Below are 15,583 nucleotides of genomic sequence, written 5' to 3'. Positions count from 1 at the left end.
TTGGGACAATCGTTTTGCCCGTGTCTGAAGTTATTGGGATTCATGCGACCAGACCACCCGATTCGGCGACTCTTTCGGTTCTTCTCGGTGTCCGTTCTCCTGTTCACCGGGGCCGTCCTCTTCCTGTTGCCCGAACCGTTCACGTCGATTCTGGGGATGCTCCTCATCTTCACGGCGGTTCTCTGGGTCGTCTGGAGTCAAGCGAGAATCGAGGAGTTGGAGGAACTGGAGGAGTTAGAGGAGTGAGAAAACTCGGAGGAGTCTGACGAGTCGGACGAGGGGGCGAAGAGGGTCAGTCCACGTAGCTCGCCAGAATCTCCTTGGCGGTGTCGCCGAGCAGTCGCATGTCCTCGGCGGTCAAGTGGAACTTGGGGTCCCAGTCCGAGAGGCCGAGATAGTCGCTGACGACGAACATCGAGGCCGCATCGACGCCGCGGTGGTCGGCGACGGCGAAGACGGCGGCGGCCTCCATCTCGACGGTGAGGACGCCCTCGTCGGCGTAGGCCTCGATTTCGGCTTTCGTCTCCTGATAGATGGCGTCGGTGGTCCACGACGGGCCGACGTGGTACGACTGGTCGCGCGCTCGAAGCTCCTCGGTGGTGTGGTCGGTCAGCGCCTCGCTGGCGTGGGCGTACTTCTCGGACTCGACGTAGTGGTGCGAGACGCCCTCGTCGCGGATGGCCTTCTCGCAGACGATGAACTCGCTCATCTCGATGTCGTCGTCCAAGCACCCCGCGAACCCGATGGAGAGGAAGGCCTCGACGCCGTCGGCGACGAGTTCGTCCATCAGCATCGCGGTGGTGGGCGCACCGATGCCGAAGTGGCCGAGGACGCCGACTTCGTAGTCGGTGTCGGCGAACAGGAAGAGTTCGCCGTAGTAGTGGTCCACGACCTCGCCCTCGTAGGACTCGGTGAGGTAGTCCATCAGCCCGCTGCTGTAGCAGATGACGACCGCCTCCGGAGGTTCCGCTACGTCGCCCTCGGTCTGAGACTGTCGGTACTCGGTGTGCTTCTCGGGCGTGACGAGCGGTTCCGCATCGTGCTTCTCCGGACGGTTCGGGAAGGGCATCGCTCCGAGCGTACAGAGCGACCGGTGAAGTGCTTTTTGCAGGGGTGCGAGCGAGTGACGTGGGACTTTCTTCGGAAGTCGAGTGACAGCGTGGCCTGACCGCCGACCGAACTCGACCGGTGGACCAGCCGACAGATTTCGGCCGGTGGATCAAGTGCGGTCCTGGTGGAATGAAAGGGCGAGCGGGGTTCGCGGGCCGTTCGGCCCGTGGTCGTCTCAGCGACCCCTATCGCGGACCGGGCTGTGCGGAGAGGTCCGCGATATGTCGCTGAGCGACCGCGAACCGCGCGAGGGCTTTCAAAACCTCGACTGTCCTGTTGGTTCCTGCGGTCCCAAGCCCGAGGGCTTTCTATCTCTACCTGCGTAGTCAGGGTCCTTCGAGAAAAACCTCGGCAAACTGTTATTTCCCCGGAGTCCGTGAATCTCGCCATGAGCAAAGTAAACGCCGACGACCTCGACTGGTCCGAACTCGAACGAGGAGAGACCCACTTCAAGCGCAAGCAACTCGGCGAGGCCGCAAACAGCGAGAAACTCGGGTGCAGTCTCTACGAGATTCCGCCGGGAAAGCGCTCGTGGCCCTACCACTACCACGCCGGGAACGAGGAGGCCATCTTCGTGCGCTCGGGGTCCGGGTCGCTCCGACTCGACGGCGAGACGGTCTCGCTGGCGGCGGGCGACTACGTGGCGCTCCCCGCCGACGAGTCGGGCGGCCACCGCGTCGTCAACGACTCGGACGCGCCGCTGTCGTATCTCGCGGTCTCCACGATGGAGGAGCCGGACGTGACGGTCTACCCCGATTCGGGCAAGGTTGGGGTTTTCGCCGGGTCTCCTCCGGGCGGGCGCGAGGAGCGTTCGGTGGAGGGGTACTATCGGCGTGAGGACGACGTTGACTACTGGGACGGCGAGGAGGACGAGTGATTCGCGTGTTTTGGTGAACTGCCAGCGCGGGAAAGCAGAACTACCCCGCGAACAGCAGAATCGGTGTCGTGGTGTCTTTTTGAAGCCCCCCGCCCGGTCGCGGTCGCTGAGGGACATATCCGCTCCTCTCAGCACCGCCCGTCGCGGATAGCGGTCCCTCAGCGACCAAGCGTTGCGCGACCGGGCGGCCCCTTCATCCCACCCGGCGGTTGGTTAGCCGAGCGTTCGCTGTTGGTCTGTTCCGTCGAGCGTTCGCTCGCGGTTGCTCAGTCGAGCGCATCCCGGTGGATTTTCAGCCGAGCGCACCCCGTGGTCTGACCGACCGGCCGTCACCTTTCTCGGCCGCGAGCGTTTCGCCGGTTCCGGCGAGACACTCGCTTTGGAATTGAAAACATTTCCTAAGAATAAAATATCATTTACTTAGAAAAGGTTTTAATTGCTCTTTGACTGGCGATTTCCCGCTTCCCTCCCGCTCGCTCCGGCGACGATTCCGACTGTTTCGTTCTCTCTGCGTCGCCTGCTGCCGCCAACCACCGGCCTAAGCCGGAACTGTCGGCGATTAAGCGGCGACGACGCCGAGCGTCCGGCGCGGACTATCCCCCGACAGACGACGTATAACAAAGGCCGTCTCGCGGAAAATTCCGGGCAAGCCGCCCGCCCGCTGGCGGTCGAACCGCACGAGGAGGCCGGGCGCGGCGTCGAATCGCCCGGTGACCTCGCCCTCTGATAGATTTCAGCATGACTCGGACACCAACACGACTCGCTATCGTCGGTATCGCCCTCTTGGTCGTCGCGTCGGCCGTCCCCCTCTCGCCCTCCGGAGGCACCGCCACGGCCGCCGAACACACCTTCGTCGTGGAGCAAGGCAACCGTTGCTTCGAGGTCTCGCCGCTCTCGGGCGGCGAGGACGCCGCCGCGTTCTACGACTACCGCAACATCGAGAACAGCGACGGGGGCGAGCGCTACACCTACAGCTCGTACATGCCCGGTCACCTCACGCGAGCCGACACCAGCCGACTCTTCCTCTACGACGGCCCGAACGGCGTGAGCCTGATGATAGTCCACAACACGCTCGGCGGCGACGAGGGCGACGGAAGCGCCGCCACCTTCCGATTCAGCGGTCTGCCCGGCGGCGGCGACTGGATAGTGATGGACGACGACTACCCGAACCAGGACGACCGCTTCTCGCGCGACCGCATCGACTGGTCGTGGTACGGCGACCGGACCGACGGGGCGGTCTTCCGCGGTCTCGACCGCGACGGCACCGAACTCACCATCTCGCCCGCGTTCGACGAGCGGGCCGCCCTCTACGATAGCCCCGTGAACCGCGACGGAGACACCCGAGCGTGGCAGTTCCTGACCGGGAGCGTCGGCGACCCGAGCGCGGTCGGCCTCGACATGACCGACCCCGTCACGATTCGGACCGGCTACTGCGGCCCCGACGAGGACCCGCCGAACGCCGGTCTCTCCGCCGGAGACGGCGTCGCGGGCCACTCCGTCTCGTTCGACGCGAGTTCCTCCTCGGACAACCGCGGCATCGCGGAGTACCGCTGGGACTTCGACGGCGACGGGGAGGCCGAGCGCACCACCACCAACGACCCGACTGTCGCTTACGAGTACGCCGAACCGGGGACCTACAACGCCACCGTGACGGTCGTGGACGGGGGTGGGAACGCCGACCGGGCGCGGGCCAGCGTCAGCGTCGAACCCGACGACCCGCCGGAGGCCGCGTTCCGCGTCGGCGACTCGCCCACGCAGGGCTTCCCGGTCACGCTCGACGCGAGTAACTCCTCGGACGACGTGGCAATCTCGGCCTACCGCTGGGACCTCGACGGCGACGGCGAGGCCGAGCGCGAGACCAGCGACCCGACGACCTCCTACACCTTCGAGGAGGCCGGAGAGTACGAAGTCGCGCTGACCGTCGTGGACGACGGCGGGCAGAACGCCACCGCGACCCGGAGCGTCTCGGTCGGCGCGGACGACCCGCCGGAAGCCGCGATTCGGGTCTCCTCGCCCGAGATTCCGGTCGAGGGCCAGCGCGTCGTCTTCGACGCGACGAACTCGACCGACGACACCGGAATCGCGGAGTACCGCTGGTCGTTCGGCGATAACACGACGGCGACTGGCGAGCGCGTGGCCCACACCTTCGGCGACAACCGGACCTACACCGTCACGCTGACCGTCGTGGACGAGGGCGGCAACAACGTCACCGAGACGACCGAGGTCCGGGTCCGAGCGCCCGACACGACCGCACCGGAGGCTGACCTGTCCGCCAGCGTGAACAGAGTCGCCGCGGGCGCGAACGTCACCTTCGACGCGGGCGACTCCGCCGACGAGCGGCGAGTCGCGGAGTACCGCTGGGACTTCGACGGCGACGACCAAATCGAGGACCGGACCGACGACCCGACGACCCGCTACGCCTACGGTTCGACGGGTACCTTCGACGCCACCGTCACAGTCGTCGATACCGGCGGCAACACCGACAGCGCGAACGCGACAGTTCGGGTCTTCCCCGAGGACGAGACCCCGCCGGACGCCGCGCTCTCGGTCGAATCCAACCGGACCGAGGAGGGCGACGAACTCACCTTCGACGCGAGCGACGCCAGCGACGGCCAGAGTACCGTCACGGCGTACCGCTGGGACTTCGACGGCGACGGGACGCCCGAGGAGACCACCGAGAACGCGACGGTCGAACACGCCTTCGACTCGCCGGGCACCTACAACGTCACCGTGACGGTCGTAGACTTCGGAAACAACACCGACAACGCGACGGTGCAGGTGCGGGTCGACCCCGACGAACGCGCCCACTCCGGCGGCGGCAGTAGTGGAGGCGGTGGCGGCGGAGCGAGCGTCGGCCCGCCGCCGGTCGATGCCGACCCCGAGAAGACCGGGCCGAACGCCGGACTCGTGGACGTTCGCAACGGCCGGGCCGACGAGACGATTCAGTCCTCGCTCCCCGCCAGCGCAGTCGCCGAGGAGACGGGCGTCGAGTTCCGGTCGGTCGGCGTGGACCTGAAGCGTGACAACGCTCACTTCGTGGTCGAGACCGCCCGGCCCGCCGGGGCCTCCCTCGACTCGGTCCCGGCAGACGTGACCCTCGGGTCGCTGTCGGTCGCCGGGAAGTACGTCAAACCCCGGCAGGTCTCGGGCGTGACCTACGAGGTCGCAATCGGGAAGTCCCGGCTCGACGAGGCGGGCCTCGCGCCAGCGGACCTGACGGCGTACCAGCGCACCGGCGGCGAGTCCGGCGGGGCGTGGGAACGCACGAATCTCACGGTCGCCTCGCGCGGCGAGACGGTTCTCCTCCGGGTCGAGGCCGACGCGCTCTCGCCCATCGCGGTCGGGGCCGAGCGGTCGGTGACGGTCGCGGACGCCGGGCTCGCCGCGAAGCAGGTCGCGCCCGGCGACCCCGTCTCGGCGACGGCCACGCTCGAAAACGAGGGCGACTCGCCCGCCGGGTTCACCGCGGCGCTCCGCGCGGACGGCGAGGAGGTCGCCGCGAGGAGCGTGACTGTTCCCGCGGGCGAAACGAAGCAGGTTACGGTCAACGCGACGCTCTCGCCGGGGACTCACCGCCTCGAACTCGCGGGCGAGTCGGTCGGCAACGTGACGGTCGCCGAGGAGGCCGGAAAACTCTCGGTCGCCGACGTGGCGCTGAACGAGTCCAGTATCGCGGCGGGCGAGACGGTCGAGATTACCGCGACGGTCGAGAATACGGGGACCGCGGCGGCCGAGCGCGAGGTCGCGCTGACGCTGTTCGGCAAGCAGGTTGCGACGAAGGTGGTCGAGGTGCCCGCTGGCGAGACGAAGCGGGTGCGATTCGTTCGCGCGGTCGATGCGGCGGGGACCTACACCGCGAAAGTCGGGAATCGGTCGGCCACGCTGGAGGTCTCGAAGTCGGGTGACGGCGCGAGCGACGGGCCGAGTGCGCCGGACGTGCCCGGATTCGGCGCGGGGGTTGCCGTGGTCGCGCTGCTGGCGGCGGCGTTGCTGGCCCGTCTGCGGTCCGACTCGACATAGGGTAGTTCGCTGAGCGCATCCTCGACAGAACGGTTCGACGGGCGCACCGGCGGCGCGCCCGCCGAACTCGCGGGGCAGGGTCGAAGCGCCCGCCGAACTCACAAAACGAGGCGTCAGCGCGCGAAACTCAGTCGGTGTAGTCGGGGCGCTGTTCGTACTCGATGGGGTCCTCGACGCCGATGTTCTGGAAGGCCTGCAATCGGAAGGCACAGGCGTCACAGGTTCCGCAGGCCGGAGACTCCTCGCGGTAGCAACTCCACGTGTGTTCGTAGGGCACGCCGAGTTGTGCCCCGCGCCGGGCGATGTCGGTCTTCGACCACTCCACGAAGGGCGCGCGGAGGTCGATTTCGGTCTCGTCTTTGGTTCCGGCGTCGATGACCTGCTGGAAGGCGTAGAAGAAGGAGGGCCGACAGTCGGGATACCCCGAGAAGTCCTCGCTGTGGGCACCGATGAAGACCGCCTCGCAGTCGTTGGCCTCGGCGTAGGAGGTCGCCATCGCCAGCAGGTTGGCGTTCCGGAAGGGGACGTAGGAGGTGGGCACCTCCTCGGAATCCATGTCGGCGTCCTCGACGTCCATCTCGTCGTCGGTCAGACTCGACTCGCCGATGGCCGAGAGGTGGCCGGTCTCGACCCGGAGGAAGTCCTCGGCGTCGATTTCGTCGGCGAGTCGCTCGGCGCACTCGTACTCTTTGCCCTCGGTCTCCTGCCCGTAGGAGGTGTGAAGCAGGTAGAGGTCGTAGCCTTCGTCTGCGGCGACGTAGGCCGCGGTGGCGCTGTCCATCCCGCCGGAGGCGAGGACGACCGCCCGTTTCGATGTTCCCTCGGTCATACTCGACTACTCGTCTGGGAATACTAAGAGCGATGCGGTTTCGACTCTCACCACCGACAGAAATAAAACACTAATCTCTGATACGTCACTCATGGGAGCAATCTCAGCCCTTTCGACTACGGGTCGAACGCTCAAGCGAAACAGCGTGCTGTTCGCCATCGCGTTCGTCGTCTCGCTACTCAGCGTCGCACCGTCCGGACCTTCCGCTATCTTCCCGCCCTCGACGGCGGTACTGGTGTCGCTTCCGCTGTACGCGCTCGTCGTCTTCCTCGGGCCGTTCTTCATGGGCGGACTGCTCTCGATGGCGTCCGAAGGCATCGACGGGACGACTCGAATCGAGACGTTCGTCGAGGGCGGGAAGGAGAACTACCTCTCGCTGTTCGGCGCGCTGGTTCTGGTCGGGATTTGCTTCGGGATACTCGCCAGCGTCGTCACGTTTGGTATCACGGTCGTCGGCGTGTTCGCCGTCGGTATGAGCTCGGCCGGTGCCGGTGGCGCGACGGCTGGCAGTCTCGGAATCGTCGCGCTCCTCGGACTTCTCGGAGCCTTCGTCGTGCTCCTCCCGATGTTCTTCCTCCAGTTCTACGCCCCCGCAATCGTCGTCTCGGACTACGGAATCGTCGGCTCGCTCAAGCACAGCGCGGGCGTCGTCCGCCGAAATATCGTCTCGACGCTCGGCTACTCGGCGGTCATCGGACTCGCCGGACTCGTCGCTGGCGTGGCCGGGTTCGTCCTCTCGATGGCCTCCGGAGCGGGCCGAATCGGCGCGACGAGGATGCTGTCCCCGGAAGTCGGCCTCGGCTTCGCCGTCGCAGGTCTCCTCCTGATGGCTCTCGTCTCGACGGTCGTCTCGGCCTTCGGGTCGGTGTACCAAGTCGCGTTCTACGAGGAGACGCTCCTCGGCGAGGACGAGACCGACGCCGACGACGCGACTCAGGTCGGCGTCTGAAATCCCTTTCTCCTCCGGCTACGTCTCTGGCGCGTCGTTCCAGAGGTTGACGTGCAGTCGAGGCGTGTACCGGAAGCCGAACTCCTGAGCGAGTTCGGCAACGAGAGGACGGGTCTCCTCGATTCGGTCCTTCGTCGCGCCCTCGGGCATCAGCAGGACGGACGAATCCGGAATCGGAACGTCCGCGACCGCTCGAATCCGCTCCACGAGGTCGGTGACTTCGGCCATGTCCTCGCGGTCGCTCACGACGAACTTGAGTTGGAAGTCGAACTCCTCCGCGAGCGCGGCGAGGGCGTCGAAGTCGATGCGGCGCTCCTCGTGGCGCTGTTCCCACTCGTCTGCGCCGGTCGGCGCGTCGTCCGGAGTCGGGTCCGTCTCGGGCGTCGGCGTGCTGGAGGCCAGTTTCGGACTCACGCTGGCGAGGTCGATGGGTGCGTCCCGGTAAATCGTCCCGTTGGTCTCGACGGTGACGTGGTAGCCCCGCGCGTCGAGTGCTTCGAGGAGCGCGACCGTGGCGTCGTGCATCATGGGTTCCCCGCCCGTGACGACCACGTGGTCGGCGTCGTAGGACTCGACCTCCGCGACGATTTCCTCGACGCGCATCGTCGCGTGGGTCGGCTCCCACGAGGTGTGATACGAGTCGCAGAACCAGCACCGGAGGTTGCACCCCGAGGTCCGGACGAAGACGCTCGGGACGCCCGCGAGTCGGCCCTCGCCCTGCAGCGACTCGAAGAGTTCGTTGATGGGGAGCGAATCGGTCCCCGACGCGCTCCCGTCGCCTTCCGCGTCCGCCCTCCCATCTACGTCGCTGGAGACGGGCATCGTCAGAACGTGGCCCCGCCGCAGAGTTCCGAGGTCTCGCTGACCTGCACCGCGACCTCCGAGACGTTGTCGGGCAACTCGTCGGCGAGCTTGCGCTCCAGAATCGCGCTCATGACCTCGGCTGTCGGCGGGGCGTTCAGCACGACCAGCGCGTCGCCGTCGCCCGACTCCTCGAAGGCCTCCACGAGGGGGTCGCCCTCCTCGAGCAGGAAGCGATGGTCCCACTCGGAGATTATCGAGGTAATATCGCCCTTGTCCACGACCCATCCCTCCTCGCGCAGTTCGCCGACGACCTTCACGGTAATCTCGTAGTTGTGACCGTGGGGACGACTGCACTTGCCGTCGTGGTGGAGGATGCGGTGCCCGGACGAGATGCGGATGGGCCGGTCCCGGCCCACGTAGAGCGTGCGCTCGTCGGTGTCCGCGAGAGGAGATTCGGATACTCGCTGAGCCATACTCGGAGATTATTCGGCGCGCACTTAAGTTCACGCAAACGCTCTGCGGGAGGCCTCGGAGAGACAGACCACGATAACAGAACGAACAGGACGAACGTTTCTCGAAGCCCGCGACCGGGCGGCTCTTTTATCGACCCGACGGCGGTGGGTTCACCTGCTATCGCTCGGTGATTTTCTGCCCCGGCGCGCGCCGGTGCGGCGGCTTGTTCGCCGCACCGTTTCGTGCGAGGGACGACTGAGCGTAGCGAAGGAGGAGGTTGGGGAGGACGAGGCGCGGAGCGGTGCGGTAGACGGCTACGTGTCGGCAATAGCTAGCTCTCCGCTGGCAATCCACTTTCCGCGTCGGCGTCACACACCAGCGAATCCAAATGAGATAACAAAACAATCGCTGGAGAAATAAATACAATTTCAAAGGAAACATTCTGATTTCTTTACTCCCCTTCGTCCGACTCCTCGGGCCGCTCGGCCAACCTGTCGAAGCGCGACTGCGCAGACTCCACGCGGCGCTCGGTCGCCGCCGAATCGTACGCCATCGAGGTCACGAACCCGTTCCGCACCGAAAGCTCCAGCACGGCGTCCTGCTGGCGGGCGTCCTCGGGGAGTCGCCACGACGGAATCGCGCGCTCGGCGACCACCTCGTCGCCGGATTCGAGCAGAAGGACGGCGAGTTCTCGGTCGTCCTCGGTCTCCTCGAAGCGGTCGAGGAGGGCGGTGTAGCGTCCGTCCGCGGGTTGCCGCCCGTCGCTCGGCGTTCGGCTCTCACCCGTCATATTCGACCTCCAGCACGAGCGAACCGTCGTCGTCGCGGACGAAAACCGTGTCGCCCGCGTTGTTCCAGACCGGTTGCTCGGAGTTCCAGTAGTAGTCTCCGCCGCCGTCCCGCCCGATGCCGGTGTGGAGCGTCAGCGACTCGCCGGGCGCGAGGGTCGTCTCCTCGGGGAAGGTGTAGCGGTGGTCGGCCTCGTCGGCGACGGTCCACCCCGAGAGGTCGAGGGTCTGGCTCCTCGCGTTCCGGAGGACGACGTACTCGTCGTTCAGGTTCTCGTACTCGTCGCCCCGCGCGTCGGCGTGGACCTCGGCGACTTCGAGCGCGGTAGCGGAAGTCGAGTCCGCGGTCGTCCCGCCGTCCGCCGCGACGGTTTCCGACCCGCCGTCTGTCGCCACGGTCTCCGGCCCGCCGTCTGCCGAATCGGTTCCCGTCGCGGGCGGCGAAACTTCGGACCCGGCCCCCGGCCCGACCGCGAAACTCGCCCGACCTTCGAGCGGGTCGCTCGCGCCCGGTTCGACGCCCGGCGCGCTCTTGAGTTCGAGGGGGTTCGTCGTGGCCGCTCGCTGGGTCCGGACCACCGCGCGCTCGCCGTCGGTCTCGAAGACGATGTCGCCGTGAACGCCGGTCCAGTAGGTCGGAACGCCGCGCTCGGCGAGGCGGGCCAGCATCTCCCGGTGGGGGTGGCCGTAGGGCGAGTCGAACGCGCTCTGGACGGCGACGACCCGCGGCGCGACCTCGCCGAGGAGTCCCGGCCCGGTGCTGGAGTTGCTCCCGTGGTGGCCCGCCCCGAGGAGGGTCGCGTTCAGGCCCGCGCCGTCGGTCTCGGTCAGGTATCGCTCCGCGTCGGCCTCGGCGTCGCCCGGCAGGAGGACGCTGGCGTTCTCGTACCCGATTCGGAGGACGAGGCTGTTCTCGTTGCGCTCGCGCCCGTCGAGGTAGCCCTCGGGCGGCGCGAGAACCCGGACCGAGGCCCCGGCCATCGGAATCTGGTCGCCAGCCTGCGCCCGGTAGAGCGTGACGTTGTGGCGCTCGACCGCGTCGAGGTAGTCCTCGTAGGTCTGAGTGCCCGCCGCGATGCCGGGGTCGTAGATTGCCCCGATTCCGTCGGCCTGCGTCTCGTAGTAGTCGATGACCTCGGCGTGGCCCCCGATGTGGTCGGCGTCGGCGTGCGAGGTCACGAGGTAGTCGATGCGCGTGATGTTCTGCGACCGGAGGTACTCCAGCACGTGCTTCCCGTCGTCGTTCCAGTTGCCCGTGTCGTAGAGCAGCGTCTCGCCGGAGGGCCCGACCACGAGGACGCTGGCTCCCTGCCCGACGTGGATGAAGTGGATCGAGAGGTTGCCAGCGTCCCCGTCAGCGTCGAGTGGGGCGGCCGAACTCTCTCCGGGGTCCGTCGAGGTCGCAGATTCGACCGAACCGCCGGGGTCGCCGCCCAAGCATCCGGCGAATCCCGACAGCAGGACCAGTACGACGACCGAGAGCGCGATTCGACGCGAGGAGACGGCGCGGAGACCCATCGGGCCTATCCACGACGCGACGGGACAACAGTCTTCTGCTGAAATCGCGTTTTCGCCCGGCGAGACTCACGGCACTCGTTTCACGGCACTCGCTTCACAGCACTCGCTCCTCGACGCTCTCGGGCACGATTTTCGCCTCGGCGAGCGGTTCGAGGTTGACCGCCACGCCGTGTTTCCGCTCGGGGCTGTACCCCGCCGTCGTGATTTCGGCGAGCGCGCGGCTCCTCCAGTCGGCGTCGAGTGACTTTCTCAGGGCGTTGCACTCCGATTCTATCTCGTCGGCGAGCGACTCGAACTCGTCCACGCCCGCCGCGAGGTCCGCCAGAATCTCGGCCGTCTCGTCGGGGAGGGTCTCCTTCGGTTCCCCGTCGTCGGTCAGGTACGGACTCCCCTCGCGCTCGAAGTAGTAGGCCGTGAACAGGACGCCGTTGCTCGAATAGTGGTCCGACCCGGCCAAATCGGGGAAGTACGAGAGCAGGTCGTAGTGGCGGGCCGCGACCGGTTCGTCGGCGGGACGAGCGTAGGCCTCGCACGCCGCTTGCAGGTCGTCCAGCGCGCTCGTCCACTCTTCCCGATTCTCCTCGACCGTTTCGAAGAAAGTCGGGCTGAACGTGTCCGCGAACCACTCGCGGTCGTGTCGCTCCGCGAGTCGGTCCAACTTGGCCAACTTCTCCGCGGTCTGCTCGCGGAAAGTCGCCACCTTGCCCCCCAATCGCTCTGCTCGCTCGCGCTCGTCCGGCCCCCAGTCGCGGGGCGAGTCGTCCAACAGCGCCTGCACCCTCGCCTCGAAGGCCTCGATTTGCTCCAGTCCGCTGACGCACCGCTCGCACTCCTCGGCGGCCGCGGCCTGCTCGGACGCCGACAGCGAGTCGTCTCCCCGGCGGCGCTCGGCGGCGGCGCGGCGCTCGCGCAGGTCCGCCTTCCGGGGTTCGAGGTACCGGGTCTGGAGTCGGTCGAACAGCGAGGCGTCGACGGCCCCGTAATCGACCAGACAGCCCAAGCCCTCGCCCGCGGGGTCCGAGACCAACCGCGCCGTCGTCAGCCGCCAGACGACCGGCGCGTTCTCGAACTGCGAGAGGTGCGCGTCGAAGAATTCCTCGCGGACCCACCACTCGACGTTGGGGTACGGCGACGACTCGGCCGACCGAGAGCCCAGCGTCCGGTCGATTTCCGCGAGGACGTCCGCCGGAGGAGACTCGAACAGGTCGTCTATCTCGTCCGCAATCGCGTCGTGAAGCTCCTCGCCGCGCTGGAATCTGGCGCTCACGTCCACGATTCCGTCGTCGCTCCCCCGAACCGCCTTCAGCACGAGGTGCGAGAGGAGTCGCCGACAGACCGACTCCTCGTCGGTCGGCACGTCCGAACTCGCGTAGGGAACCTTCTCGAAGCCGTCGTATCGCAGGTCGGCCTCGCGCTCGATTTCGGCCAGCACGCCGTCGCCGATGCCCAACTCTCGGGCCACCACGGCGTCGATTTCGTCCTTTCGCTCGCGCATCTCGCCGACCAACTCCTCGACGGCGTCGGCGCGTTCGGCGACGAACTCGGCCAGAGTCTCGTACTCGCTCAGGGTCTCGCCGTAGCGCCCCGACCGGAGTCGGAAGGACTCGAACTCGTTGACGAGGGCAGTCAACTCGTCTGCGGCCTCGGTCAGGCGCGCTCTGGCCTCCTCGGAAGCGTCGAAGTACGGCAGGATGGCGATGTCGGACAGATTCCACTGTCTCTCGGGCGTCTGTGCCAACATTAAACCAGCGTAAATCGTACTATTGAGCAGGGCAGTCAGGTACGCGGTCGATTCCTCCTCGGGGTAGAAGCACGGCCCGCCGTTGTCCGAGACGCCGCCGGGTCCGAACTGTGCGAACCGGTGGCCCGAGTCCTTGATGAGCGGCCACGTGACGCCCTCTCTGCCCTGAAAGTCCCGGTTCCGGATGGTCGAACTGTCGCACCTCGAAATTTCGGTTCCTTCCTCGCCCCACAGCACCCGGAGGTCGTCGGGGTAGTGGAACCAACTGCGCTCGCCGCCCTTGGCGTAGGGTCGCCAGCGCGCCTTCGCGGCGTTCTCGTCGTCCTCTTCTGCTCCGCACTCCCACGAGTAGCGCACGAACCGGGCGTTGTCGCCCGTGTCGATGCCCTTCTTGGCCGACCCGATTCCCGCTCGGTCGAGGTCCGCCTGCTCGGCGTCGAAGACGGTGTCGCTGGCGTAGAGTTCACGAAGGCCCGAGGGCGTCCAGTACGTCAGCATCCCGCCGGGGACGGTCCGGAACTCGTCGGTCCCGACAGAGTGGTGTCGCCACGTCGCGTCGGGGTCGTCCCCGAGGACGCGGGCGAAGGTCTCCTCTTTTCGGTCGGCGCTCACGTCCGACAACTGGACGAACTCGCCGACCTCTTGGGAATTTTCGCTCTCGCCCTTCGTCAGGACCGTCCCGACGGTCCGGACCGTCGCGTTGTCGAGGATGCCCTCGCCGAACTCGACGAGGAAGTCGAAGTCGAACTCGCCGTCGGGTTCGACCAGTTCCCGGCGCACGTCCTCGAACGACTCCTTGTACATGAACGACCGCGGAACCAGCATCCCGATTCGACCGCGGGGCTTGAGGAGTCGCCCGGACTGCTCCAGGAAGTTGGCGTAGTACTCGGGCTTGAACTCGTAGTGGTCCTGCACGTACTCTTTGACCTGCTTGGGCATCCGGCGGTGGCCCCCGTAGGGCGGGTTCATCAGCACGGCGTCGTACTCCTCGGTCAGCAGACGCACGACTCGGAGGAGACTCCGGAGGTTCTGGTAGCGGAATCGGTCGCCCGACTCGCGCTCGACTTCCTCGTGGAGTCGGTCTATCCACTCCGAGAGTCGGGACTCCTCGCCTCCGACCGAGGAGGCGCTTCTCTCTAGTGTCCCCTTCACGTCGAGGAGACTCCCGAGGCCCTGCGTCTCCCGGAAGTCTTCGAGGGCGCCCGAAAGCGCCTCGGCGAAGTCGTCGCTGGTCTCGGCCAGCGTCTCGATTATCTCGCGCGCTCTCGTGGTGTCCGAAATCTGGTTGTCCGCGCAGACGACGCCGAGCGTCGGCAGCTCGAAGTCGTCGTCGCCCTCGTCCTCGGCGCGTCCGCGGGCCTTCAGATAGAGGTTGAACGCCGCGAGCTGGCAGGCCCGCATGTCGATGTCGATTCCGTAGAGGTTGTGTTCCAGAATCTTGCCCGGAATCTCTGCCGGGGCCGCGTCGGTCGCGTCGCGCCAGATGCGCTCCAGCACGTCGAAGGCGTACAGCAGGAAGTGGCCGCTCCCCATCGCGGGGTCGAGTACTCGAATCTCGGACGGGTGGCGGTCCGGCGCGGCGTCGGCGGATTCGGAGGGCACGAGGTAGGTACAGAGGTCAGAAATCTCCGGCGAGGCGTCGTATCGCGGGTCGCGCTCGATTCGCTCCTCCGGCGCGAGGTCGCGCTGCGCCTCGACGCAGGCGTCTCGCTCGCCGCTCGCCAGCAGGTGGGGCTTGCCGACCGCGTTGTCGGTGAGCATCCGCGCGACCCAGTGCGGCGTGTAGAACTGGTTGGCGACCGCGACGTCGTCGGCGTCGAACCGACCGGTCCGCATGCGCTCTCGCACCGCCGACAACTGGCTGGCGTTGTAGTACTCGTAGACCCACCCCAGCACGTCGTCTGCCCGCCAGACCTCGTCTGGGACCTCGTCCAACAGTCCGCAGAGGTCCTCGAAGGTGTCGGCGTCGGGGTCCACCTGACTGTAGGGGGTGTCGCGGTCGAACAGGATTTCGATTTCCTCGGCCAACTCGTCGCAGACGTCCCGGTACGCGGTCAGGATGGCCTCGTCTTCGAGCAGGAACTCCTCGTAGACCAGCGTCTCGGCCGCGGGGGTCAGGCCGTCGTCTTTGAAGACGGTGACCTCCTCGTCGAGGAACCCCCGGACCTCCATGCACCGGAGCGCCGCGAGGCGATTGACCACGGTGTAGCCGACGCCCGTGATGTACTCTGCGCGCGCAGCGTCCCATCTCTGGTCGTCCTCGGCTTCCAGTTCGATGGCCTCCACGAGTTGGCGCTCCTCGTCGTCCAGCGCGGCGCTGTCGCCGGGTTCGGCGTCGAGGCCCATCTGCGAGAGCCGAAACTCGACGTTCTCCTCGACGCGCTCGCGCATCTCGGCGACCACGCCTTCGAGGTGTTCGCGCTCGGCCGTGTCCAGTTGTGCCCTCTGCCGGGAGAGAGACTCGCCTGCCATGAGTTCCGTATGCTGTGTGCGA

Annotated in this window: 11 protein-coding genes; 4 read left to right on the top strand and 7 right to left on the bottom strand. The window is 66.9% G+C overall.

Annotation, left to right across the window (positions count from 1 at the left end; translation table 11 throughout):
- The first annotated feature begins 42 nt into the window (after nt 1-42).
- The gene (locus EPL01_RS15040; RefSeq protein ID WP_135826104.1) at nt 43-246 is read left to right on the top strand and encodes a hypothetical protein; all 204 of its coding nucleotides are present in this window, start codon (nt 43-45) and stop codon (nt 244-246) included.
- Between the two features lie 46 nt (nt 247-292).
- Here the strand turns inward: EPL01_RS15040 and EPL01_RS15035 are convergent, their stop codons facing one another.
- A complete protein-coding gene (locus tag EPL01_RS15035; RefSeq protein WP_135826103.1) occupies nt 293-1,069 on the bottom strand; it encodes a nucleoside phosphorylase in 777 nt (258 codons plus the stop codon).
- Nucleotides 1,070-1,498: 429 nt separating this feature from the next.
- Here EPL01_RS15035 and EPL01_RS15030 point away from each other — a divergent pair, with 429 nt between their 5' ends.
- Both EPL01_RS15030 and EPL01_RS15025 read left to right on the top strand, forming a co-directional pair.
- Nucleotides 1,499-1,987 (top strand): cupin domain-containing protein, encoded by a 489-nt coding sequence (locus EPL01_RS15030; protein WP_135826102.1) that lies wholly within the window; start codon nt 1,499-1,501, stop codon nt 1,985-1,987.
- A gap of 738 nt (nt 1,988-2,725) precedes the next feature.
- On the top strand, nt 2,726-6,007 hold the full coding sequence (locus EPL01_RS15025; RefSeq protein WP_135826101.1) for a COG1470 family protein: 3,282 nt from the start codon (nt 2,726-2,728) through the stop codon (nt 6,005-6,007).
- A gap of 127 nt (nt 6,008-6,134) precedes the next feature.
- On the opposite strand, the gene queC is transcribed toward EPL01_RS15025, so the two are convergent.
- Nucleotides 6,135-6,836 (bottom strand): 7-cyano-7-deazaguanine synthase QueC, encoded by a 702-nt coding sequence (gene queC, locus EPL01_RS15020; protein ID WP_135826100.1) that lies wholly within the window; start codon nt 6,834-6,836, stop codon nt 6,135-6,137.
- Between the two features lie 91 nt (nt 6,837-6,927).
- Between queC and EPL01_RS15015 the strand changes: the two genes are divergently transcribed.
- Nucleotides 6,928-7,785, top strand: a complete 858-nt coding sequence (locus tag EPL01_RS15015; protein WP_135826099.1) for a DUF7847 domain-containing protein — start codon at nt 6,928-6,930, stop codon at nt 7,783-7,785.
- Between the two features lie 18 nt (nt 7,786-7,803).
- Here EPL01_RS15015 and EPL01_RS15010 read toward each other — a convergent pair whose 3' ends face one another.
- The 5 genes from EPL01_RS15010 to pglX form a co-directional block, all read right to left on the bottom strand.
- The gene (locus tag EPL01_RS15010; RefSeq protein WP_135826098.1) at nt 7,804-8,607 is read right to left on the bottom strand and encodes a 7-carboxy-7-deazaguanine synthase QueE; all 804 of its coding nucleotides are present in this window, start codon (nt 8,605-8,607) and stop codon (nt 7,804-7,806) included.
- A gap of 2 nt (nt 8,608-8,609) precedes the next feature.
- Nucleotides 8,610-9,062 carry a 6-pyruvoyl trahydropterin synthase family protein gene (locus EPL01_RS15005; protein WP_135826097.1) on the bottom strand — a complete coding sequence of 151 codons (453 nt, stop codon included), beginning with the start codon at nt 9,060-9,062 and terminating at the stop codon, nt 8,610-8,612.
- 431 nt (nt 9,063-9,493) lie between these two features.
- Nucleotides 9,494-9,832 (bottom strand): DUF3006 domain-containing protein, encoded by a 339-nt coding sequence (locus tag EPL01_RS15000; protein WP_135826096.1) that lies wholly within the window; start codon nt 9,830-9,832, stop codon nt 9,494-9,496.
- The gene (locus EPL01_RS14995; protein ID WP_135826095.1) at nt 9,822-11,348 is read right to left on the bottom strand and encodes a lamin tail domain-containing protein; all 1,527 of its coding nucleotides are present in this window, start codon (nt 11,346-11,348) and stop codon (nt 9,822-9,824) included. Before EPL01_RS14995 ends, EPL01_RS15000 begins: the two co-directional genes overlap by 11 nt.
- Before the next feature lie 94 nt (nt 11,349-11,442).
- A complete protein-coding gene (pglX, locus tag EPL01_RS14990; RefSeq protein WP_135826094.1) occupies nt 11,443-15,561 on the bottom strand; it encodes a BREX-5 system adenine-specific DNA-methyltransferase PglX in 4,119 nt (1,372 codons plus the stop codon).
- Nucleotides 15,562-15,583: the final 22 nt, after the last annotated feature.

Origin of the sequence: Halorussus ruber (assembly GCF_004765785.1) — an archaeon.
Lineage (GTDB): Archaea > Halobacteriota > Halobacteria > Halobacteriales > Haladaptataceae > Halorussus > Halorussus ruber.
The sequence above is the reverse complement of the archived record's forward strand: the minus strand, read 5'-3'. Positions and strand labels throughout refer to the sequence as shown.

Bases quoted from the DNA above. Each gene is read 5' to 3' on its own strand.
- EPL01_RS15040 (WP_135826104.1), top strand. From the start codon at position 43: ATGCGACCAGACCACCCGATTCGGCGACTCTTTCGGTTCTTCTCGGTG.
- EPL01_RS15035 (WP_135826103.1), bottom strand. From the start codon at position 1,069: ATGCCCTTCCCGAACCGTCCGGAGAAGCACGATGCGGAACCGCTCGTC.
- EPL01_RS15030 (WP_135826102.1), top strand. From the start codon at position 1,499: ATGAGCAAAGTAAACGCCGACGACCTCGACTGGTCCGAACTCGAACGA.
- EPL01_RS15025 (WP_135826101.1), top strand. From the start codon at position 2,726: ATGACTCGGACACCAACACGACTCGCTATCGTCGGTATCGCCCTCTTG.
- queC (WP_135826100.1), bottom strand. From the start codon at position 6,836: ATGACCGAGGGAACATCGAAACGGGCGGTCGTCCTCGCCTCCGGCGGG.
- EPL01_RS15015 (WP_135826099.1), top strand. From the start codon at position 6,928: ATGGGAGCAATCTCAGCCCTTTCGACTACGGGTCGAACGCTCAAGCGA.
- EPL01_RS15010 (WP_135826098.1), bottom strand. From the start codon at position 8,607: ATGCCCGTCTCCAGCGACGTAGATGGGAGGGCGGACGCGGAAGGCGAC.
- EPL01_RS15005 (WP_135826097.1), bottom strand. From the start codon at position 9,062: ATGGCTCAGCGAGTATCCGAATCTCCTCTCGCGGACACCGACGAGCGC.
- EPL01_RS15000 (WP_135826096.1), bottom strand. From the start codon at position 9,832: ATGACGGGTGAGAGCCGAACGCCGAGCGACGGGCGGCAACCCGCGGAC.
- EPL01_RS14995 (WP_135826095.1), bottom strand. From the start codon at position 11,348: ATGGGTCTCCGCGCCGTCTCCTCGCGTCGAATCGCGCTCTCGGTCGTC.
- pglX (WP_135826094.1), bottom strand. From the start codon at position 15,561: ATGGCAGGCGAGTCTCTCTCCCGGCAGAGGGCACAACTGGACACGGCC.